General features: G+C 68.4%; 11 protein-coding genes. 4 read left to right on the plus strand and 7 right to left on the minus strand.

Features of this window, described 5'->3' with window-relative positions:
* Positions 1 to 53: 53 nt before the first annotated feature.
* The 5 genes from mmsB to Aco04nite_RS27235 all read right to left on the minus strand — a co-directional run bounded on the left by mmsB (position 54) and on the right by Aco04nite_RS27235 (position 6,534).
* On the minus strand, positions 54 to 1,379 hold the full coding sequence (gene mmsB / locus Aco04nite_RS27215) for a multiple monosaccharide ABC transporter permease (RefSeq protein WP_213000090.1): 1,326 nt from the start codon (positions 1,377 to 1,379) through the stop codon (positions 54 to 56).
* Complete coding sequence (mmsA, locus tag Aco04nite_RS27220; protein ID WP_213000091.1) at positions 1,376 to 2,926, minus strand: multiple monosaccharide ABC transporter ATP-binding protein; 1,551 nt, start codon at positions 2,924 to 2,926, stop codon at positions 1,376 to 1,378. The genes mmsB and mmsA overlap by 4 nt, the downstream gene beginning before the upstream one ends.
* 192 nt (positions 2,927 to 3,118) lie before the next feature.
* Positions 3,119 to 5,299: an MMPL family transporter gene (locus Aco04nite_RS27225; RefSeq protein WP_213000092.1), complete on the minus strand. Its 2,181-nt coding sequence runs from the start codon at positions 5,297 to 5,299 to the stop codon at positions 3,119 to 3,121.
* Between the two features lie 160 nt (positions 5,300 to 5,459).
* A complete protein-coding gene (locus tag Aco04nite_RS27230; protein WP_213000093.1) occupies positions 5,460 to 5,996 on the minus strand; it encodes a TetR/AcrR family transcriptional regulator in 537 nt (178 codons plus the stop codon).
* 130 nt (positions 5,997 to 6,126) lie between these two features.
* Positions 6,127 to 6,534 (minus strand): MarR family winged helix-turn-helix transcriptional regulator, encoded by a 408-nt coding sequence (locus tag Aco04nite_RS27235; protein WP_244876333.1) that lies wholly within the window; start codon positions 6,532 to 6,534, stop codon positions 6,127 to 6,129.
* 116 nt (positions 6,535 to 6,650) lie between these two features.
* Here Aco04nite_RS27235 and Aco04nite_RS27240 point away from each other — a divergent pair, with 116 nt between their 5' ends.
* Both Aco04nite_RS27240 and Aco04nite_RS27245 read left to right on the plus strand, forming a co-directional pair.
* Complete coding sequence (locus tag Aco04nite_RS27240; RefSeq protein ID WP_203839667.1) at positions 6,651 to 8,402, plus strand: ABC transporter ATP-binding protein; 1,752 nt, start codon at positions 6,651 to 6,653, stop codon at positions 8,400 to 8,402.
* A gap of 367 nt (positions 8,403 to 8,769) precedes the next feature.
* Positions 8,770 to 9,471, plus strand: a complete 702-nt coding sequence (locus Aco04nite_RS27245; protein WP_213000095.1) for a response regulator transcription factor — start codon at positions 8,770 to 8,772, stop codon at positions 9,469 to 9,471.
* A gap of 235 nt (positions 9,472 to 9,706) precedes the next feature.
* Here the strand turns inward: Aco04nite_RS27245 and Aco04nite_RS27250 are convergent, their stop codons facing one another.
* Positions 9,707 to 11,215, minus strand: coding sequence for an NAD(P)/FAD-dependent oxidoreductase (locus Aco04nite_RS27250; RefSeq protein WP_244876334.1), 1,509 nt, complete (start codon positions 11,213 to 11,215; stop codon positions 9,707 to 9,709).
* Positions 11,216 to 11,408: 193 nt separating this feature from the next.
* Here Aco04nite_RS27250 and Aco04nite_RS27255 point away from each other — a divergent pair, with 193 nt between their 5' ends.
* A complete protein-coding gene (locus tag Aco04nite_RS27255; protein ID WP_244876335.1) occupies positions 11,409 to 12,770 on the plus strand; it encodes a class I SAM-dependent methyltransferase in 1,362 nt (453 codons plus the stop codon).
* 483 nt (positions 12,771 to 13,253) lie between these two features.
* Here the strand turns inward: Aco04nite_RS27255 and Aco04nite_RS27260 are convergent, their stop codons facing one another.
* Positions 13,254 to 15,092, minus strand: coding sequence for a polysaccharide deacetylase family protein (locus Aco04nite_RS27260; protein ID WP_213000097.1), 1,839 nt, complete (start codon positions 15,090 to 15,092; stop codon positions 13,254 to 13,256).
* Positions 15,093 to 15,459: 367 nt separating this feature from the next.
* On the opposite strand from Aco04nite_RS27260, the gene Aco04nite_RS27265 reads away from it, so the two are divergent.
* Positions 15,460 to 16,665 carry a Gfo/Idh/MocA family protein gene (locus tag Aco04nite_RS27265; RefSeq protein WP_213000098.1) on the plus strand — a complete coding sequence of 402 codons (1,206 nt, stop codon included), beginning with the start codon at positions 15,460 to 15,462 and terminating at the stop codon, positions 16,663 to 16,665.
* Positions 16,666 to 16,680 lie beyond the last annotated feature (15 nt).

Below are 16,680 nucleotides of genomic sequence, written 5' to 3' on the forward strand. Positions count from 1 at the left end.
GTTAGCCCTTCTAGTGAGAGGTGTTGCGGGTGAGAGGGGGGTGGTGACCGGCGTCAGCCGGCCACCGTCGTCTTGGCGGGCTCGTTGCCCGTGTCCGACGTGGGTGCCGGTTTGGATGGTTCATCCCGGCGGAAGGGGCGCGTCAGGCTTCCGATGATGGAGAAGCGCCCCTGGCTCTTGTTGTAGACGTCCAGCGCCACCGCGAGCAGCAGCACCAGGCCCTTGATGATCTGCACCCGGTCGGAGCCGACGCCGAGCAGCTGGAGGCCGTTGTTGAGCACGGCCATGACCAGACCACCGACGATGGAGCCGGAGATGGTGCCGATACCGCCGGAGACCGCGGCGCCACCGATGAACACGGCGGCGATCGCGTCGAGCTCCCAGCTCAGGCCGTCCTGCGGGCCGGAGGCGGCGGAGCGGGCCACGAAGATCATGCCGGCCAGCGAGGCCAGGATCGACATGTTCATCATGACGAAGAAGTTGACCCGCTTGAGCTTCACACCGGACAATTCCGCGGCGCGTGAGTTGCCACCGACCGCGTAGATGTGCCGGCCGCCCGCGGTGTTGCGGGTGTAGAAGCCGTAGATCAGGACCAGGGCCACGAGGATCAGGCCCGAGATCGGGAAGCTGGTGCCGACCCGGCCACCCGCGAAGCGCAGGGTCACGAAGATCAGCACGGCGACCATGACGGCCATCCGGAAGATCGAGACCCACAGCGGCGCCGGCTCGGCGTTCATCTCCTTGCGGGTCTTGCGGGCCTGCAGCTCACGCCACACCACGGCGAGGCAGGCGGCGAGGCCGAGCAGCAGCGTCAGGTTGTTGTAGCCGGTGTCCGGGCCGACCTCGGGCAGGAAGCCCGCGCCGATGTCCTGGAAGCCCTTGGGCACCGGGATGGTGTCCGCGTTACCGACGTACTGGTTGGCGCCGCGCCACAGCAGCATGCCGGCCAGGGTGACGATGAAGGCGGGCACACCCACGTAGGCGACCCAGAAGCCCTGCCAGGCGCCGATGACCGCGCCGATCGCGAGGCCGAAGAGGATGGCCAGGGGCCAGGGGAGGCTCCAGTCCGCCATCGACTTGGCGACCAGGATGCCGGTGAACGCGGCGACCGAGCCGACCGAGAGGTCGATGTGGCCGGCCACGATCACCATCAGCATGCCGATGGCCAGGATCAGGATGTACGAGTTCTGCTGGAACAGCGCGATCAGGTTGTCCGACCGCAGCGTCAGGCCGTCCCCGAAGCCCACACCCAGGTTGTTCGCGGTGAGGAACTGGAACAGCAGGACGATCGCCACCAGGGTGAAGATCATCCCGAACTGGCGGGCGTTGGAGGTCGTGCCTCCGAACAGGTTCTTCTGAAGGTCCTTGAATCGGCTCATCGCGTCTGCATCTTCTTCGTCGAGGTCATCTGCTTCATGAGGGTCTCCGGGTCCGCCTGTTCGCGGGCGAGCTCGCCCGTGATCTGGCCTTCGAACACGGTGTAGATGCGGTCGCAGAGGCCGATCAGCTCCGGCAACTCCGAGGAGATGACGATGACGCCTTTGCCCTGGTCGGCGAGCCGCTGGATGATGCCGTAGATCTCGTACTTCGCGCCCACGTCGATGCCGCGGGTGGGCTCGTCGAGGATCAGCAGGTCAGGGTCGGTGAACATCCACTTCGCCAGGACGACCTTCTGCTGGTTGCCGCCGGAGAGCTTGGAGACTCCCTCGTCGACCGTCGGAGCCTTGGTACGCAGCTCCTTGCGGTACGCCTCGGCGGCGTCGTACTCCTCGACCTCGTTCAGCACGCCGTGGTGCGAGATCTTGGAGAGCTTCGCGGCCACCGTCGAGGTCTTGATGTCGTCGAGCAGGTTGAGACCGATCGCCTTGCGGTCCTCGCTGACGTACGCCAGGCCGTTGTCGATCGCGTCGGCGACCGACTTCAGCTTGATCTCCTTGCCGTCCTTGAAGATCTGGCCGGACTCGAAGACGCCGTAGGAGCGGCCGAAGATGCTCATCGCCAGCTCGGTGCGCCCGGCGCCCATCAGGCCCGCGAAGCCCACGATCTCGCCCTTGCGCACGTTGAAGCTCTCGTGCTTGCAGACCTGCCGGTCGGCGGAGATCGGGTGGCGCACGTTCCAGTCGCGGACCTCGAAGAACACCTCGCCGATGTTCGGCGTGTGGTCGGGGAAGCGGCTGCTGAGCTCGCGGCCGACCATGCCCCGCACGATGCGGTCCTCGTCGACGCCGTCCGCCTTGACGTCCAGCGTCTCGACGGTCTTGCCGTCGCGCAGGATCGTGATCGAGTCGGAGATGGCCTCGATCTCGTTCAGCTTGTGCGAGATCATGATCGAGGTGACGCCGCGCTCACGGAACCCGCGCAGCAGGTCGAGCAGGTGCTGCGAGTCGGCCTCGTTCAGCGCCGCGGTGGGCTCGTCGAGGATGAGCAGCTTGACGTCCTTGGCGAACGCCTTGGCGATCTCGACGAGCTGCTGCTTGCCGACGCCGATGTCCTTGATCAGGGTGTCGGGGTCCTCGGAGAGGCCGACACGGGCCATCAGGTCGAGGGCCTGGCGCTGGGCGGACTTCCAGTCGATCGCGCCGCGCCTGCGCGGCTCGTTACCGAGGAAGATGTTCTCGGTGATCGACATGTCCGGGATGAGCGCGAGCTCCTGGTGGATGATCACGATGCCGGCGTTCTCGCTCTGCCGGATGTCGGAGAACCGCGCCGCGGAGCCCTGGTAAACGATGTCACCGGAGTAGGTGCCGTAGGGGTAGACGCCACTGAGGACCTTCATCAGTGTCGACTTCCCGGCGCCGTTCTCGCCGCAGATGGCGTGGATCTCGCCGGCCTTGACCACCAGGTTGACGTCGGAGAGAGCCTTGACTCCGGGGAACTCCTTGGTGATGTCACGCATCTCCAGGAGGATGGGGGCGTTTGTCGTCATCGCACGCACCACCTCACGAACGTCATGGCTGCCTCCGGAGGGGGATGGAGTTTCGCTGTTTTGTTGCCGTCGGCAACCTATTCCGATCTGAAGATGATTCGCAAGTTTCGAGATCACCGTTCAGGTAACAATCCGGCAATGAAGAACCGGGACGCCGAGGGGCGTCCCGGACTCCGTGTTAACTCAACCGGTTCAGACGGTGACCGGTTCCCGATCCTCGGGCGCCGCCAGCTCAGCGCGCAGCTTCTCGCCCTCGATGTCGACGTTGGGCAGTGCCCGGTCCAGCCAGCGCGGCAGCCACCAGGCAGAACGCCCGAGAAGTGACACGACCGCCGGGACGATCGTCATCCGTACGACGAACGCGTCGATCGCGACCCCGAGCGCCAGGGCGAAGCCCATCGACTTGATGATCGGATCGTCGATCAGGGTGAACCCGGCAAATACGCTGATCATGATCAGGGCCGCAGCGGTGACCACCCGGGCGCCGTGGCCCATGCCGCTCACCGTGGCCTCCTGCGCCCCGGCACCGTGCACGTAGTCCTCCCGCATCCGCGACACGAGGAAGACCTCGTAGTCCATGGCGAGACCGAAAAGGATCCCGATCAGCAGGATCGGCAGGAAGCTGATCAGCGGCCCCGGGGTGTCGACGCCGAGCAGCCCGGCCAGGTGCCCCTCCTGGAAGATCAGCACCGTGATCCCGAACGTCGCGCCGACGGTCAGCAGGAAGCCCAGCGCGGCCTTGAGCGGCACCAGGATCGAGCGGAACACCAGCATGAGCAGCAGCACCGACAGGCCGACGACCAGCACCAGGTAGATCGGCATGGCGTCGGAGAGCTTCTCGGAGACATCGATGCCGACAGCGGTCTGCCCGGTCAGCGAGACATCCGCGCCGCCGATGCCGTGGGTCCGCTTCCGTACCTCTTGCACGAGCGCCTCGGTGCTCTCCGCGGTCGGCCCGTCCTTCGGGATGATCGCCAGCAGGGCGGTGCGCTTGTCCCGGCTGAGGTTCGGCGGGGTGACCGCGACCAGGTCCGGCGTGCCCTGCAGCGCCGGGGCGACCAGCTGCACGGCGGCGGCGGTCTTCTCCGCGGACGCGCTCGACACGACCATGGCGAGCCGGCCGTTGAACCCGGGGCCGAATCCGGTGCTGATCAGGTCGGCGGCCTCACGTGCGGGCGTACCCTCCGCACTGGCACTGGGGTCCTGCAGCGCGAGCCGCATGCCGGCGGCAGGCAGCGCCAGCGCGCCCAGGCCGAGGATTCCCACAATGATGACGGGTACGCGCAGACGGGTCACGATCCGCGCCCAGCGGAACCCGAAGCCCTCCTTCGCCGCCGCGGCGGCCCGATCGGCGGACCCGTCGCGCAGCTTGCGCGGCAGCACCTTGGCACCCGCGAACCCGAGCAGCGCGGGCAGCAACGTCAGCGCGACCAGCACGGCCACGGCGACGGTCCCGGCGGCGGCGAGCCCCATGACGGTCAGGAACGGAATGTTGACGACGGACAGCCCGGCCAGCGCGATGATCACCGTGATGCCGGCGAACAGCACGGCGGAACCCGCGGTCCCGACGGCGCGCGCAGCGGCCTCCTCCGGCTCCTCACCCTCGGTGAGATGCTGCCGGTGCCGCGAGGTGATGAACAACGAGTAGTCGATACCCACCGCGAGCCCCAGCATCAGCGCGAGCACGGGAGCCGTACTGGTCAGCGAGATCACGCTGCTCAGCGCGAACAGCCCCGCCATGCCCGCGGCCACCCCGATGAGCGCGTTGAGCATCGTCATCCCGGCGGCGACCAGCGACCCGAACGTGACCACCAGCACCACCAGCGCGATGACCACACCGATCCCCTCGGTGCCCCCGACCTCCGGCTCGGCGTTCATCACCTCTCCGCCATGCTCCACCCGCAGTCCGGCCGCCCGGGCCGTCGCGCCGCTCTGCTCGTACGCACTGCGCTGGTCGGCGGTGACCCCGTCCGACCGCTCCGCGAACTGCACCTGAACCAGCGCATACCGCCCGTCCGGCGAGAGCGCCCTCGCCGCGAACGGATCCACCGCCCCGACCACTCCGGGCAGCGCCGAAGCCTCTTTGACCAGCCCCTGCACCGCCGCGGTCAACGCCGGGTCGGCGAGCGCCTTCCCCTCGGGAGCCCGCACGACAATGACACCGGTCGCGCCACTGGCCTCGGGAAACTCATGCTTGAGCGCATCGATCGCACGCTGCGACTCCGTGCCGGGCATCGTGAAGTCACTCGACGTCGAGCCCTTGAACGCCAGCGCCGCGCCACCGACGGCAGCCAGCAGCACGAGCCACAGGACCACCACCATCCTGCGACGCCGGAACGAGGCCCGGCCGAGCCGGTACAGCAGGGTTGCCATGTCAATCCTTGTCAGATGAGGGGTACGCGAACCCGCGCGGGATCGACCCCCGCTCGGGGTGCGGTGATGCGGTGATGCAACAGGCACGGACTCTCTTGCCGGGCCGGGCCTTATGTCAGATGCGAGGGATAGAAAGCTCTTTTGTCCGGTCGGCCCTGTGTCAGACAGCCGGAAGCAGGGCCCGCCGGGCGACACCGATCAGGGCGGGGCGCAGCTCGGCCGCGTCCCGGTCGTCGTCGATGACCACGCCGGCGATCCCGCCCAGCAGCACCTCGGCGGCGATGCCGTTGCCGGGATCGTCCGTGCGCCCGGCGAACGCGGCGCACAACTGATCCGTGAGAGGACGCACCGTGTCGAACGCCGGCTCCTGGAGGAACTGCGGGATGACGTCATAGATCAGGGCGACCTCGTGCCGGAACCGCAGCACCAGGTCGACGTACCCGTCAATGGCCGCGGCCTGCACGACCGCGTCGTCGACGGTTTCCAAATGAGCGACGAGCCCGGCCAGCGCAAGCGCCGCGGGAGCGACCAGCGCGTGCAGGATCGCGTCCTTGCTGGCGAAGTGGTACAGCAACGTCGCCTTGGAACACCCCACCGCAGCAGCGATCTCCTGCAGCGAGGTGCCCTTGTACCCGGAGTGGGTGAACTGCTCAGCCGCGACGCGCAGAATCTCGTCACGGGTATTGACGCGAACCATTGCACCATCCTGCCTGACCGATCGGTCAGAACCTGTCCGATCGGTCAGCCAAGTGGCGCACCTAACACCAAACCCTGCTACGGCAGCTCCGTCAGTCAGGCAGAGCGCACCTCACCGTGCGGGGCGCGCCTCAGTCACGCAGGGTGCGCAGGATGCGGGTCAGCTCCGTACGGTCCGCGGGGTCGAGGGAGCCGAAGAAGCGCTCCGCCTCCGCCTGCCTGGTCGCCTTGATCCGTTCGGCAGTCTCGCGGCCGGCCCTCGTCAGCGAGACCAGGGTGGCGCGCCGGTCGGCCGGGTCGTGGTCGCGCTCGACCAGGCCGCGCTCCTGGAGGTCGTCGACGACCTCGGTGGCCGAGCGGGCGGCGATGCGCAGGTGTTCGGCCAGCACGCCGGGGCGCATGGAGCCGTGGCGGGTGAGCTCACCGATCGCGCGCGCCTGGGACGGGGAGATGCCGAGGGGCTCGAGGGTCTCCTTGCCGAGGTGGCGCAGGCGGCGGGCGACGGACCAGAAGAGTTCGGAGAGTGTGCTGTCCTCCACAGGGAATACCGTACCAGCGGTTGCTGTTGTTCCCTCATGTTGAGGTAACCTCAGCATGTCGACGTACCCGATCCGAAAGCAGGCTCCATTTGGACAGCCCCCGCAAACCCAGGAAATTGACCGCCGCCGAGAAGAAGCAGGCCAAGGAAGTCTCCCTGCGCCGCATCGGCCGCCTGTTCACCGCTCACCGGGCCCAGCTCACCGTCGTCGTCGCGATCATCGTGGCGTCCTCGGTGATCTCCATGGCCTCGCCGTTCCTGCTCCGCGCCGTCATCGACGACGCCCTCCCCCACCAGGACCTCGCCCTGCTCGGCTGGCTCGTCGCCGGCATGGTCGCGGTCGCCGGGGTCACCTCCGCCCTCGGCGTGATCCAGACCTGGATCTCCACCACCGTCGGTCAGCAGGTCATGCACCGGCTGCGCACCGACGTCTTCACGCATCTGCACCGCCAGTCGGTGGGCTTCTTCACGCGTACGCGTACCGGTGAGGTGCAGTCCCGCATCACCAACGACATCGGCGGCATGCAGTCGGTCGTCACGTCGACGGCCACCTCGATCGCCTCGAACCTCACCACCGTCGTCGCCACCGCCGTCGCGATGGCCGCGCTCTCCTGGCAGCTGTCGCTCGTCTCGCTGGTCGTGCTGCCGCCCGCGATCTACCTGACCCGCAGGGTCGCGCAGATGCGCCGCGAGATCACCGCCCAGCGCCAGCGCGAGCTCGCCGACCTCAACGTCACCGTCGAGGAGGGCCTGTCCATCAGCGGCATCCAGCTCTCCAAGACGATGGGTACGGGCGCCGCGCTCGTCAGCCGCTTCACCGAGTCCTCCCAGCGCCTCATCGACCTGGAGCTGCGCTCGGAGCTCGCGGGCCGCTGGCGGATGGCCTCGATGACCATCCTCTTCGCCGCGATCCCGGCGGTCATCTACCTCAGCGCCGGCCTGCCCTTCACCGCCGGCAAGCTCAGCATCGGCACCCTGGTCGCGTTCACCGCGCTGCAGTCCGGCCTGTTCCGCCCGCTCATGGGCCTGCTCGGCGTCGGTGTCTCACTGACCAGCTCGCTCGCCCTGTTCGCACGCATCTTCGAATACCTCGACCTGCCCGTGGAGGTGGACGACCCGGCGCACCCGGTCACCGTCGACCCCGCCCGCATCCGTGGTCACCTGCGGTTCGAGGACGTCACCTTCGCGTACCCGGGAAGTGAGACCGCCGCCCTCGCCGGCGTGACCCTGGATGTCCCGGCCGGGACGTCACTTGCCCTGGTCGGCGAGACCGGCTCCGGCAAGAGCACCCTCGCCGCCCTGGTCGCCCGCCTCTACGACCCCGACGCCGGCCGCGTCACCGTCGACGGCATCGACGTTCGCGACCTGCGCCTGGCCGACCTCGCCGGCATCGTCGGGGTGGTGAGCCAGGAGACCTACCTGCTGCACACCACGATCCGCGAGAACCTGCGCTACGCCCGCCCGGACGCCACCGACGACCAGATCGAACGGGCCGCCCGAGCCGCCCAGATCCACGACCTGATCGCCGCCCTGCCCGACGGCTACGACACCATGGTCGGCTCACGCGGCCACCGTTTCTCCGGCGGCGAGAAGCAACGCATCGCCATCGCCCGCACGCTGCTGCGCGACCCCCGCATCCTGGTCCTCGACGAGGCGACCAGCGCCCTCGACAACGAGACCGAACGCGCCGTCCAGCGCGCCTTCGACGAACTGGCCAAGGGCCGCACCACGGTAACCATCGCCCACCGCCTCTCCACGGTCCGCGACGCCGACCAGATCGCCGTGGTCGATCACGGCCGCATCCTCGAGTCCGGCACCCACGACACCCTGGTCTCCGAAGGCGGCCGCTACGCCACCCTGGCCGCGTGACACACCGCTCTCCAAGCGGTGCACCGCTCGCAACACAACGCATGGCCGCTCGCAAAGCGGTACACCGCTCGCTAGAAACGCATCGCCCGCTCACAGAGCGGTGCACCGCTCTCTGCTCGATGCACCCCGTCCGGTCGCATCTGATGCACGAACTCGAAGTGGTGCACCGCTCACCCGCAAGACGATGCAGTGCTCTCACCGTGGTGCACCGGTCGCGGGGTATGCATCACCTGCTCGCGACCTGATGCGGCGCTCGCAGCGCGGACACCTCACCACCGAGCGCCCGCCCGTAGCGTGACGATGCGGTCACAGCTCATCCACATGTGCTGCTCAGGGTGGTCACAAAGCGCGAGCCGAAACTCTCCTCATGACGATGGTGACCTCAGCCGCCCCCGGTAGCCGGTACGGCACGGCGGGACGGCCCGCTCGCATCCTGGTGGTGGACGACGAACCGTCGCTGGCCGAACTGCTCACGCTGACCCTCAGCTACGAGGGCTGGGACGTCCGCAGCGCGGCCGACGGCGAGGCGGCCCTCGCGACGGCGGCCGTGTTCACCCCCGACGCGGTGCTGCTCGACATGATGCTTCCCGACCTCGACGGCGTGGAGGTGCTGCGCCGCTTGCGTACCGAGTGGCCGCACCTGCCTGTCCTGTTCCTCACCGCACGGGACTCGGCCGAGGACCGGGCGGCCGGTCTGCTCGCCGGGGCGGACGACTACCTGACCAAGCCGTTCAGCCTGGACCTCGTGGTGTCCCGCCTGCGAAACGTGCTCGGCGACGCCGCGGACTCCCCCGCCGGGACCGTGCTGCAAGCGGGCGACCTCGAGCTGGGTGTGGAGAGCCGGACCGTGCGCCGCGGGGGCGCCACGATCCCGCTGACCGGCATCGAGTTCGACGTGCTCGAGCAGCTGATGCGCGTACCCGGCGAAGTTGTCCCGGGAATCGACCTGGGGGCGCGCATCCCGGGCGGGCGCACCGCCGTGGTCGCGCTCTGCCTGGCCTCCCTGCGCCGCAAGCTCGGCGTGGAGATCATCGCGGTCGAATCCGGCTACCGCCTCGCCGCGGACTGACAGCACAACGGCTTGCCAGAGCCACGGGCCGACAGAGCCACGGGCCGACAGAACAACGAATGGGCAGAGCCCCGCGGCGATCTCAGCCGTCCTGCGGCCGACCCGTGCTGATGGCGGTCCCGTGCTGATGGCGGACCCGTGCTGATGGCGGTCCCGTGCTGATGGCGGACCCGGGAGATCCAGGCAAAGAAACGGCTGCCGGGCAAGCCCGGCAGCCGTCATCGATATTCTGCGATCAGCGTCGGCCAGCAGCCTTAGCCTTGGCGGGAGTCCCGCCCTTGGCCGCAGCAGAAGCCCCAGCGGCCCCAGCAGACGACGCCTGCACAGTGGTCCCGGCAGGAGTGGTCCCGGCGACGGCCTTCTCGGCAGCCGCCTCCTTCTCAGCAGCGGCGGCGGCCTCTGCCTCCTCGACCCGGCGCCGTTCGAAAGGATCGCCGTACTCGCGGGTGGCGATCCGGGCGTACGACTGCTGGAAGGTCGATACCCGCTCCGAGCGGCCGCGGCCGAAGAAGCTGACGAACCAGTGGACGACAGCGGTGAACCTGTTCTTGAAGCCGACCAGGTAGAGCAGGTGGACGGCGAGCCACATCAGCCAGCCGATGAAGCCGGAGAGGTGGATCTTGCCGATGCTGGCCACCGCGTTGAAGCGGGAGACGGTGGCCATGCTGCCCTTGTCGAAGTATTGGAACTTCTGGCCGGTTTCCTTGCCCTTGAGGCGGCGCTTGATCTGGTCGGCGGCGAACCGGCCGCTCTGGATGGCGACCTGGGCGACGCCGGGGAGGCGGTCGAGGGACATCATGTCGCCCACCGCGAAGATCTCCGGGTGGCCCGGCAGGGTGCAGTCGGGCTCGACCATGATGCGACCGGCGCGGTCGGTCTGGGCGCCGGCGGCTTCGGCGAGCTTGCGGGCCAGGGGCGGGGCGGCGACGCCGGCGGCCCACATCTTGGTCATGGAATCGATGCGTTCGTGGCCGCGCTTGGTCTCGACCTCGATGCCGGTCGCGTCGACGTCGACGACCTTGGTCTCGAGTTCGACCTCGACGCCGAGCAGGTGCAGCTGGCGCAGGGCGTGGGTGGAGAGCCGGTCGCCGAACGTCTTGAGGACGGCGTCGACGGCGTCGATCAGGATGACCCGGGCCTTGCGGGGGTCGATGTGCTTGTACTGACCGGCGAGGTTGCGGTGGGCGAGCTCGGCGATCTGGCCGGCCATCTCCACGCCGGTGGGGCCGGCGCCGACGACGACGAAGGTCATCCAGCGTTCCTGGTCGGCCGGGTCCTGCTGCAGGTCGGCCAGCTCGAACGCGCCGAAGATGCGAGCGCGCAGCTCGAGGGCGTCGTCGATGCTCTTCATGCCGGGCGCGTGGTCGGCGAAGTGGTCGTTGCCGAAGTACGACTGGGAGGCCCCGGCGCCGACGATGAGGGTGTCGTACTCCACCTCGTACTCGATGCTGGGGGCGGTGACCTTGACCTTCTTGTTCTCGACGTCGACGTCGGTGACCCAGCCGAGCTTCACGTCGATGTTGTCCTGCTTGCGGACGATCTCGCGGATCGGAGGGGCGATCTCGCCCTCGGAGAGGATGCCGGTCGCCACCTGGTAGAGCAGGGGCTGGAACAGGTGGTACGCGGTGCCGTTGATGAGCGTGATGTCGACGTTCGCGTTCTTCAGCGCCTTCGCCGCGAAGAGCCCGCCGAAACCGGCTCCGACGATCACCACACGGTGCCGGTGAGCAGTGCGTTCAGCCATTTTTCGGGCCTCCGGTCCTCAGGTCGTCTCGTCGTACGGTATCAACGAGCGAATGGAATCTCAGTTCGTGTTGTTCCCAGGCCGTCACCATGTTCTAACCAGGTTCCAGGCCGGGTATCTGGCGGGTTTCGGAGATACGACGATCATATGGGCGGTAACCTCCGCGAATCACGCGAACACCAAGCGCAACCCGGTGCCGTTCCACCGCCGGGAAGCGGCGATCGAGCGGTTCAGCGTGCTGGCGGGGCTGCGGTCGCTGGTCGTGCCGGTTTTCGACACCGCGCCGACGGACCGCTTCGCCGAGGTCACCCTCAAGAACGTGACTGTTGCCACGGGAATCACCCTTACCCCACAGAACACGGTGGTTGCGTGTTCGACTCCATCAGTCTCAGCGCTGTACGAGCGGCTGGGCTTCCCGGTGGCCGGAGTCGAGTCGGACATCACACCCGAACCGGAGCGGCCGTGGGACGTACTGCTGCGCCTGGCAGCCGGTGACCAGCGATGGCGTGAGCTGGCCCACCCGGCCACGACCGACGTCTTCGACCGCTACCGCCTGGAGGACAGCGTCCGGACGGTCGTGAACGACCCGGTGGTCGGTGACGAGGGCGGGCTCACCCCGACCCGCGACTACCGGACGTACGCGGAAGCTTTCGCCGACGCCGCCGGCCGCAAGTGGGACCTGGTCCGCCCGCACGTGCGCCCCGGCCGGATCGTCGACATCGGATGCGGCGCGGGCTCGGTCCTGGAACGCGCCGACCAGGAGCCGGCCCTGCGCGAGAGCGACCTCATCGGCGTCGAGATCGCCCGGCACCTCTACGACGAGTGTGTCCACAAGAAGGCCCAGGGCGTCTTCCAGAACGCCAACGTCTACTTCTACCGCCGCAACGTCCTCGGCGGCGCGATCTTCCCACCGCGTTCGATCGACACCACGCTGACGTTCGCCCTCACCCACGAGATCTGGTCCTACGGCGACCGCATGGCCTCGTTGCGCACGTTCGCCCAGGCCATCTACGACCACACCGCCCCCGGCGGCGTCTGGATCAACAGCGACGTCTGCGGCCCCGACGGCAAGGACCGCCCGGTCCATCTCACCCTCACCGCCACCGACGGCCTCAATCCTTCATCAGTACGCAGTGAGCTCGCCGAACTGTCCTCCTCCGAGGTCGCAACCCACGTCAGCGCCCTGTCCACCCGCGCCCGCCTCGACCGGTTCGCCGCCGACTACCGCTTCCCGTTCTCGTTCACCACGGTGAACGACACGACGGTCGAGCTCCCGTTCGGCGACGCCATGGACTTCCTGACCCGCAAGGACTACACCGACAACTGGCTGTCCGAAACGCAGGAACAGTTCTGCGGTCTCGAGTTCGCCGACTGGAAGTCGCTGCTGACCGACATCGGCTTCGAACTCGACCCCGCCTCGGACACCACCCGCAACGACTGGATCGTCGACAACCGCCTCGCCCCGGTCGCCTCCTTGACCACCCCGGCCGGCGACCCGGTCGACTGGCCCGTCACCCACGTCTTCCTCGTCGCCCGCCGCCCGCTCAACACGTAGGCGGACAGACGCCCGATTGTCCCGCACCGCCTGTAACAAACACGCGAGGGCGGCGAGCCCTTGGCGGCGGGGTTTGGGTCGCGCGGTCGGGTTGCCCGTCGAGCCACGCCGCTTACCGGGACACCGCGGGCGGCGTGTACGCGTGAACCTGCATGACACCGGCAGGCCGCACGACACTGCGGGCCTGCGCGACAGTGCGGGCCTGCGCGACAGAGGCAGGCCTGCGCGACAGCGCCGGGCCGTGCGACAGCGCAGGCGGGGCGGCGCCGTCGGCGACAGCGACGGGCGGACGGAGGGTCTCCCCGATGTGCCGCTCCTGAAACGGCGACGCGGCTGACGCCGTGGCCGCGCTCGATCGCGAGTGCGACCTGGCCGCGCTCGATCGCGAGTGCGATCGGTCGCACTCGGCAGCCGACGGGTTCGGGCGGACCGGCACGCGGTCCGCCCGCCTCTACTGCTGGAGCCCGTCCCCTGTGCGCGGGGTCAGGGGTTGCCGATCATGGAGTAGTCGTCGGTGGTGAGGCTTCCCGTGCCGGCCAGGGTGAGGCCGAGGCTGACCGCCTGGGTGCCGGCGGGGACCGCGGGGGTGGTCCACGCCGCGGAGGCGTAGGACGACGTGGCCGCGTACGCAGGACTCTGGGTCCACCAGGCCCAGCTGCCGTCGGAGAGCTGGCGGTAGAGGGTCCAGAAGACCGGAGCCGTTGATTTGTACGCCGCATTGAGCGCGTATGTACGGTCTGTTACAACCGTCGGGGCGCAGTTGGCGCTGTCGAAGAGCGGGATGAGCTTGGCGTCGCCGTCGGTCCAGGCGGTGATGTCGAGCTTCTGCGCGTACGTGCCGTCGGCGGCGTCGGTGACCCGGGTCCAGACCGGCGTGTTGGTGCCGAAGCCCGCGCCCGTCCAGCATTGCGGGAAGCCGTCGGCGCCCGCGGTCTCCAGCGACGGGTTGCGCAACGCGTTGGCTCCCGGCGGTGCGGGGTCGGGCAGGGCCGGGGTGTCGGCGAAGCCGTAGTCGTCGCTGACGAGGGTGCCGACCGAGTCGATGGTCAGGCCGAAGCTGACGGCGACGGCCTCCGCCGGGACGGGCGGGGAGACCCAGGTCGCACGCGTCCACTCACCCTGAGCGGCCAGGCGCGGGCTCTGCGTCCAGTACGCCCAGGACCCTTCAGCCGTACGCCGATAGAGCGTGAAGAACACCGGCACGTCGGAGTGGTACCACGCACTGACCTCGTAGTGGTGTCCCGCGGCGACCGACAGCGAGCACGTGCCGAGGTCGAACGTCGGGATGATCTTCGCGTCGCCGTCGGTCAGGCTGCTGACGGCGATGCGGGAGGCGTACACCCCGGTGTGGGCGTCCGGGACCCGCGTGTAGGTGACGGTGTTCGTGCCGTAGCCGGCGTTCTGCCAGCAGGTCGGGTTGTCACCGGTCTCGGGATCCTCCAGCGACGGATTGAGGACCGTGTTGACGCCGGGAGCTCCGGGCGGGGCCGGCGAGTTGGGTGCGACGGCCGGGTGCAGCGTCGAGCTGAGTGCCTGCTGGACGGTCTTGACGGTGGTGCCGACCGAGGTCCGCGGCTGCAACCAGTCGAGGAACTCGTCGAGCAGCGCCGGGGAGATGGACTCCAGCGCACAGCCGTCGCAGACGTGGTGCAGGTTGAACGGGAGCCAGCCGCCGGTGGCCTCGGCGTTGAGCACCACGGCCTGCAGGTCGGTGAGCGTCCACGTCGACTCCACGTCGTCGGGGGTGCGGGTCTCGAAGCGGTCGAGCGGTGGCACGGTCTCGGCCGCGTCGCAGTCCGAACAGCTGGCGGGTGACCACAGATCGCCCACCGCACGGGCGGTGTCGTATCCGCAGTGGGCGGCCATCGATTTGATCGTCGCATTGAATTCCGCGAACGGGTACGCAAATGACGTTACCGCGTATCCCCATGACAACAAAGTGTCGCGGTCCTGACAGATCTGCCTATTCATCTCGTCGGCGGACAGCGTCGTGAGGTCCTGATGAGTGGCGGTATGTCCACCTATCTCATGTCCGCCCGAGGCAAGGGCGTCGAGCTGCGCGCGGGTCATGTAACCGGTTGCGCCGACCAGCGCGGAATTGATGTAGAAGGTGCCGTCCATTTCATGGTCGTCGAGCATCGTCACACCGGCCAGCTGGTCGGTCACGCCGTCGTCGAAGGTAAATGTCACGACGAGCGGGTTCGCCGGGGAGGCGTTAGCCGGAACGGCTCCGACCAACGGGCTACCGAGCAGCACCAGAAGTGCCGCAGCGGCAAGTATTCGCAGGTGGATGCGGGTCTTATCGAATAAATGGAGAGTCATGGAGATCCTTTCTGGCACCGCACTCACCGGCACGGTCGTGACGACTTTCCCACGTGCCCGCTAAAAGCCACATGGCACGATCGGCGGATATCCGACGGTCCCGCAAATACGGACAACTGGGGTGCCGACGGTAATTTCCTCTTGATTTCCGCCGGATTACCCACAGGCCCGTGAACATTTATTCATCCGCATCGCGACCTGCGGATATTTCCCGATCTCAATGATCTGATCCACCGATACTCCACCGGTCGGCCCGCGTTACTCAGCCTTACGGTCACTAGCTGAGTACACAGTGCACACCGAATACTCGGCGCCGAAGCGCTTCTCGTCCACAGGCACCAACGCAATGCGAGGGGACGGCACAAAAATGGGGGCAGACCGGAGCCAGTCCTACCAGGACGATCGCGGCTTAACCGGCGAGTCGGTGGGCAGACCTGCGGGGGCCGGCATCAGGATCGGCGTGGTCGGCGTCGGCTATTGGGGTTCCAAGCAGCTACGGGTCATGCAGTCGACGCCGGGGGTGGCCCGCGCGGTCGCCATCGACGCCCGGCTGCCACTGCTGTCGGGCATGGGTCACCTGCTCGCCAACGGCGGCGGTTACACATCGCTGCGGGCGGCGCTGCCGCACATCGACGCGGTGGTGGTCGCCACGCCGCCGGCGTCGCACGTCGAGGTCGCCCTCGAGGCGATCCGGGCGGGCAAGCACGTGCTCGTGGAGAAGCCGATGGCCACGAGCCCGGCCGGTGCGCGGCAGCTCATCGACGCCGCCCGCGCGGCCGGGGTGACGCTGATGACCGGGCACACGTTCGAATACAACGGCGCGGTCATGATGCTGCGCGAACTCGTCGAGTCCCAGGAGCTCGGCGACCTCTACTACCTGGACAGCGCGCGGCTCAACCTGGGCCTCTACCAGAGCGACGTCAACGTCGTCTCGGACCTGGCGCCGCACGACATCTCGATCGCCAACTACGTCCTCGGCTCGACCCCGACCTCGGTACGGGCATGGGGCTCGCACCACGTCGACCCGGTCTTCGAGGACGTGGCGCACCTGGAACTCGACTACGCCGACATCGGCGTCGGGGCGCACATCCACGTCAGCTGGCTGGACCCGCGCAAGGTCCGGCTGGTGACCGCGGTCGGCTCGAAGAAAATGGCCGTCTTCGACGACACCGACGCCGCCGAACGGATCCGGGTGCACGACAAGGCCGTCCTGCCCAACACCGACCGGCGGTCACCGTCGCGGTTCAGCTACCACCAGGGCGCCATCACCTCACCGGTGGTGCCCTTCGAGGAGCCGCTCGCCGTCCAGGCCCGGCACTTCATCGAATGCATGAGGACGGGTACGGCACCACGTACCGACGGAGCCAACGGCCTGGCCGTCGTCGAGGTCATCGAGGCCGCCCAGCTGTCGCTCGCCCAGGACCGCCGGGTGCAGCTCGAGGAGGTGGCGGGTGACGGTCCGTCGCTCCCCGGCCTCGTGCCGGCGCCACCTTCCTCGACCGCGCCATCCTCGCCCGCGCCTTCCGCCGCCGCGGCCTCCGTCACCGCGACCGCCGCCTCCGTCCGTGCCTGACCGGGAAGGGACATC

The organism is Winogradskya consettensis, assembly GCF_018332715.1.
Classification (GTDB): Bacteria; Actinomycetota; Actinomycetes; order Mycobacteriales; family Micromonosporaceae; genus Actinoplanes; species Actinoplanes consettensis.

Coding starts and splice junctions, on each gene's coding strand:
- Aco04nite_RS27265 (WP_213000098.1), top strand. CDS start 15,460: ATGGGGGCAGACCGGAGCCAGTCCTACCAGGACGATCGCGGCTTAACC.
- Aco04nite_RS27245 (WP_213000095.1), top strand. CDS start 8,770: ATGACGATGGTGACCTCAGCCGCCCCCGGTAGCCGGTACGGCACGGCG.
- mmsB (WP_213000090.1), bottom strand. CDS start 1,379: ATGAGCCGATTCAAGGACCTTCAGAAGAACCTGTTCGGAGGCACGACC.
- Aco04nite_RS27260 (WP_213000097.1), bottom strand. CDS start 15,092: ATGACTCTCCATTTATTCGATAAGACCCGCATCCACCTGCGAATACTT.
- Aco04nite_RS27230 (WP_213000093.1), bottom strand. CDS start 5,996: ATGGTTCGCGTCAATACCCGTGACGAGATTCTGCGCGTCGCGGCTGAG.
- Aco04nite_RS27250 (WP_244876334.1), bottom strand. CDS start 11,215: ATGGCTGAACGCACTGCTCACCGGCACCGTGTGGTGATCGTCGGAGCC.
- mmsA (WP_213000091.1), bottom strand. CDS start 2,926: ATGACGACAAACGCCCCCATCCTCCTGGAGATGCGTGACATCACCAAG.
- Aco04nite_RS27225 (WP_213000092.1), bottom strand. CDS start 5,299: ATGGCAACCCTGCTGTACCGGCTCGGCCGGGCCTCGTTCCGGCGTCGC.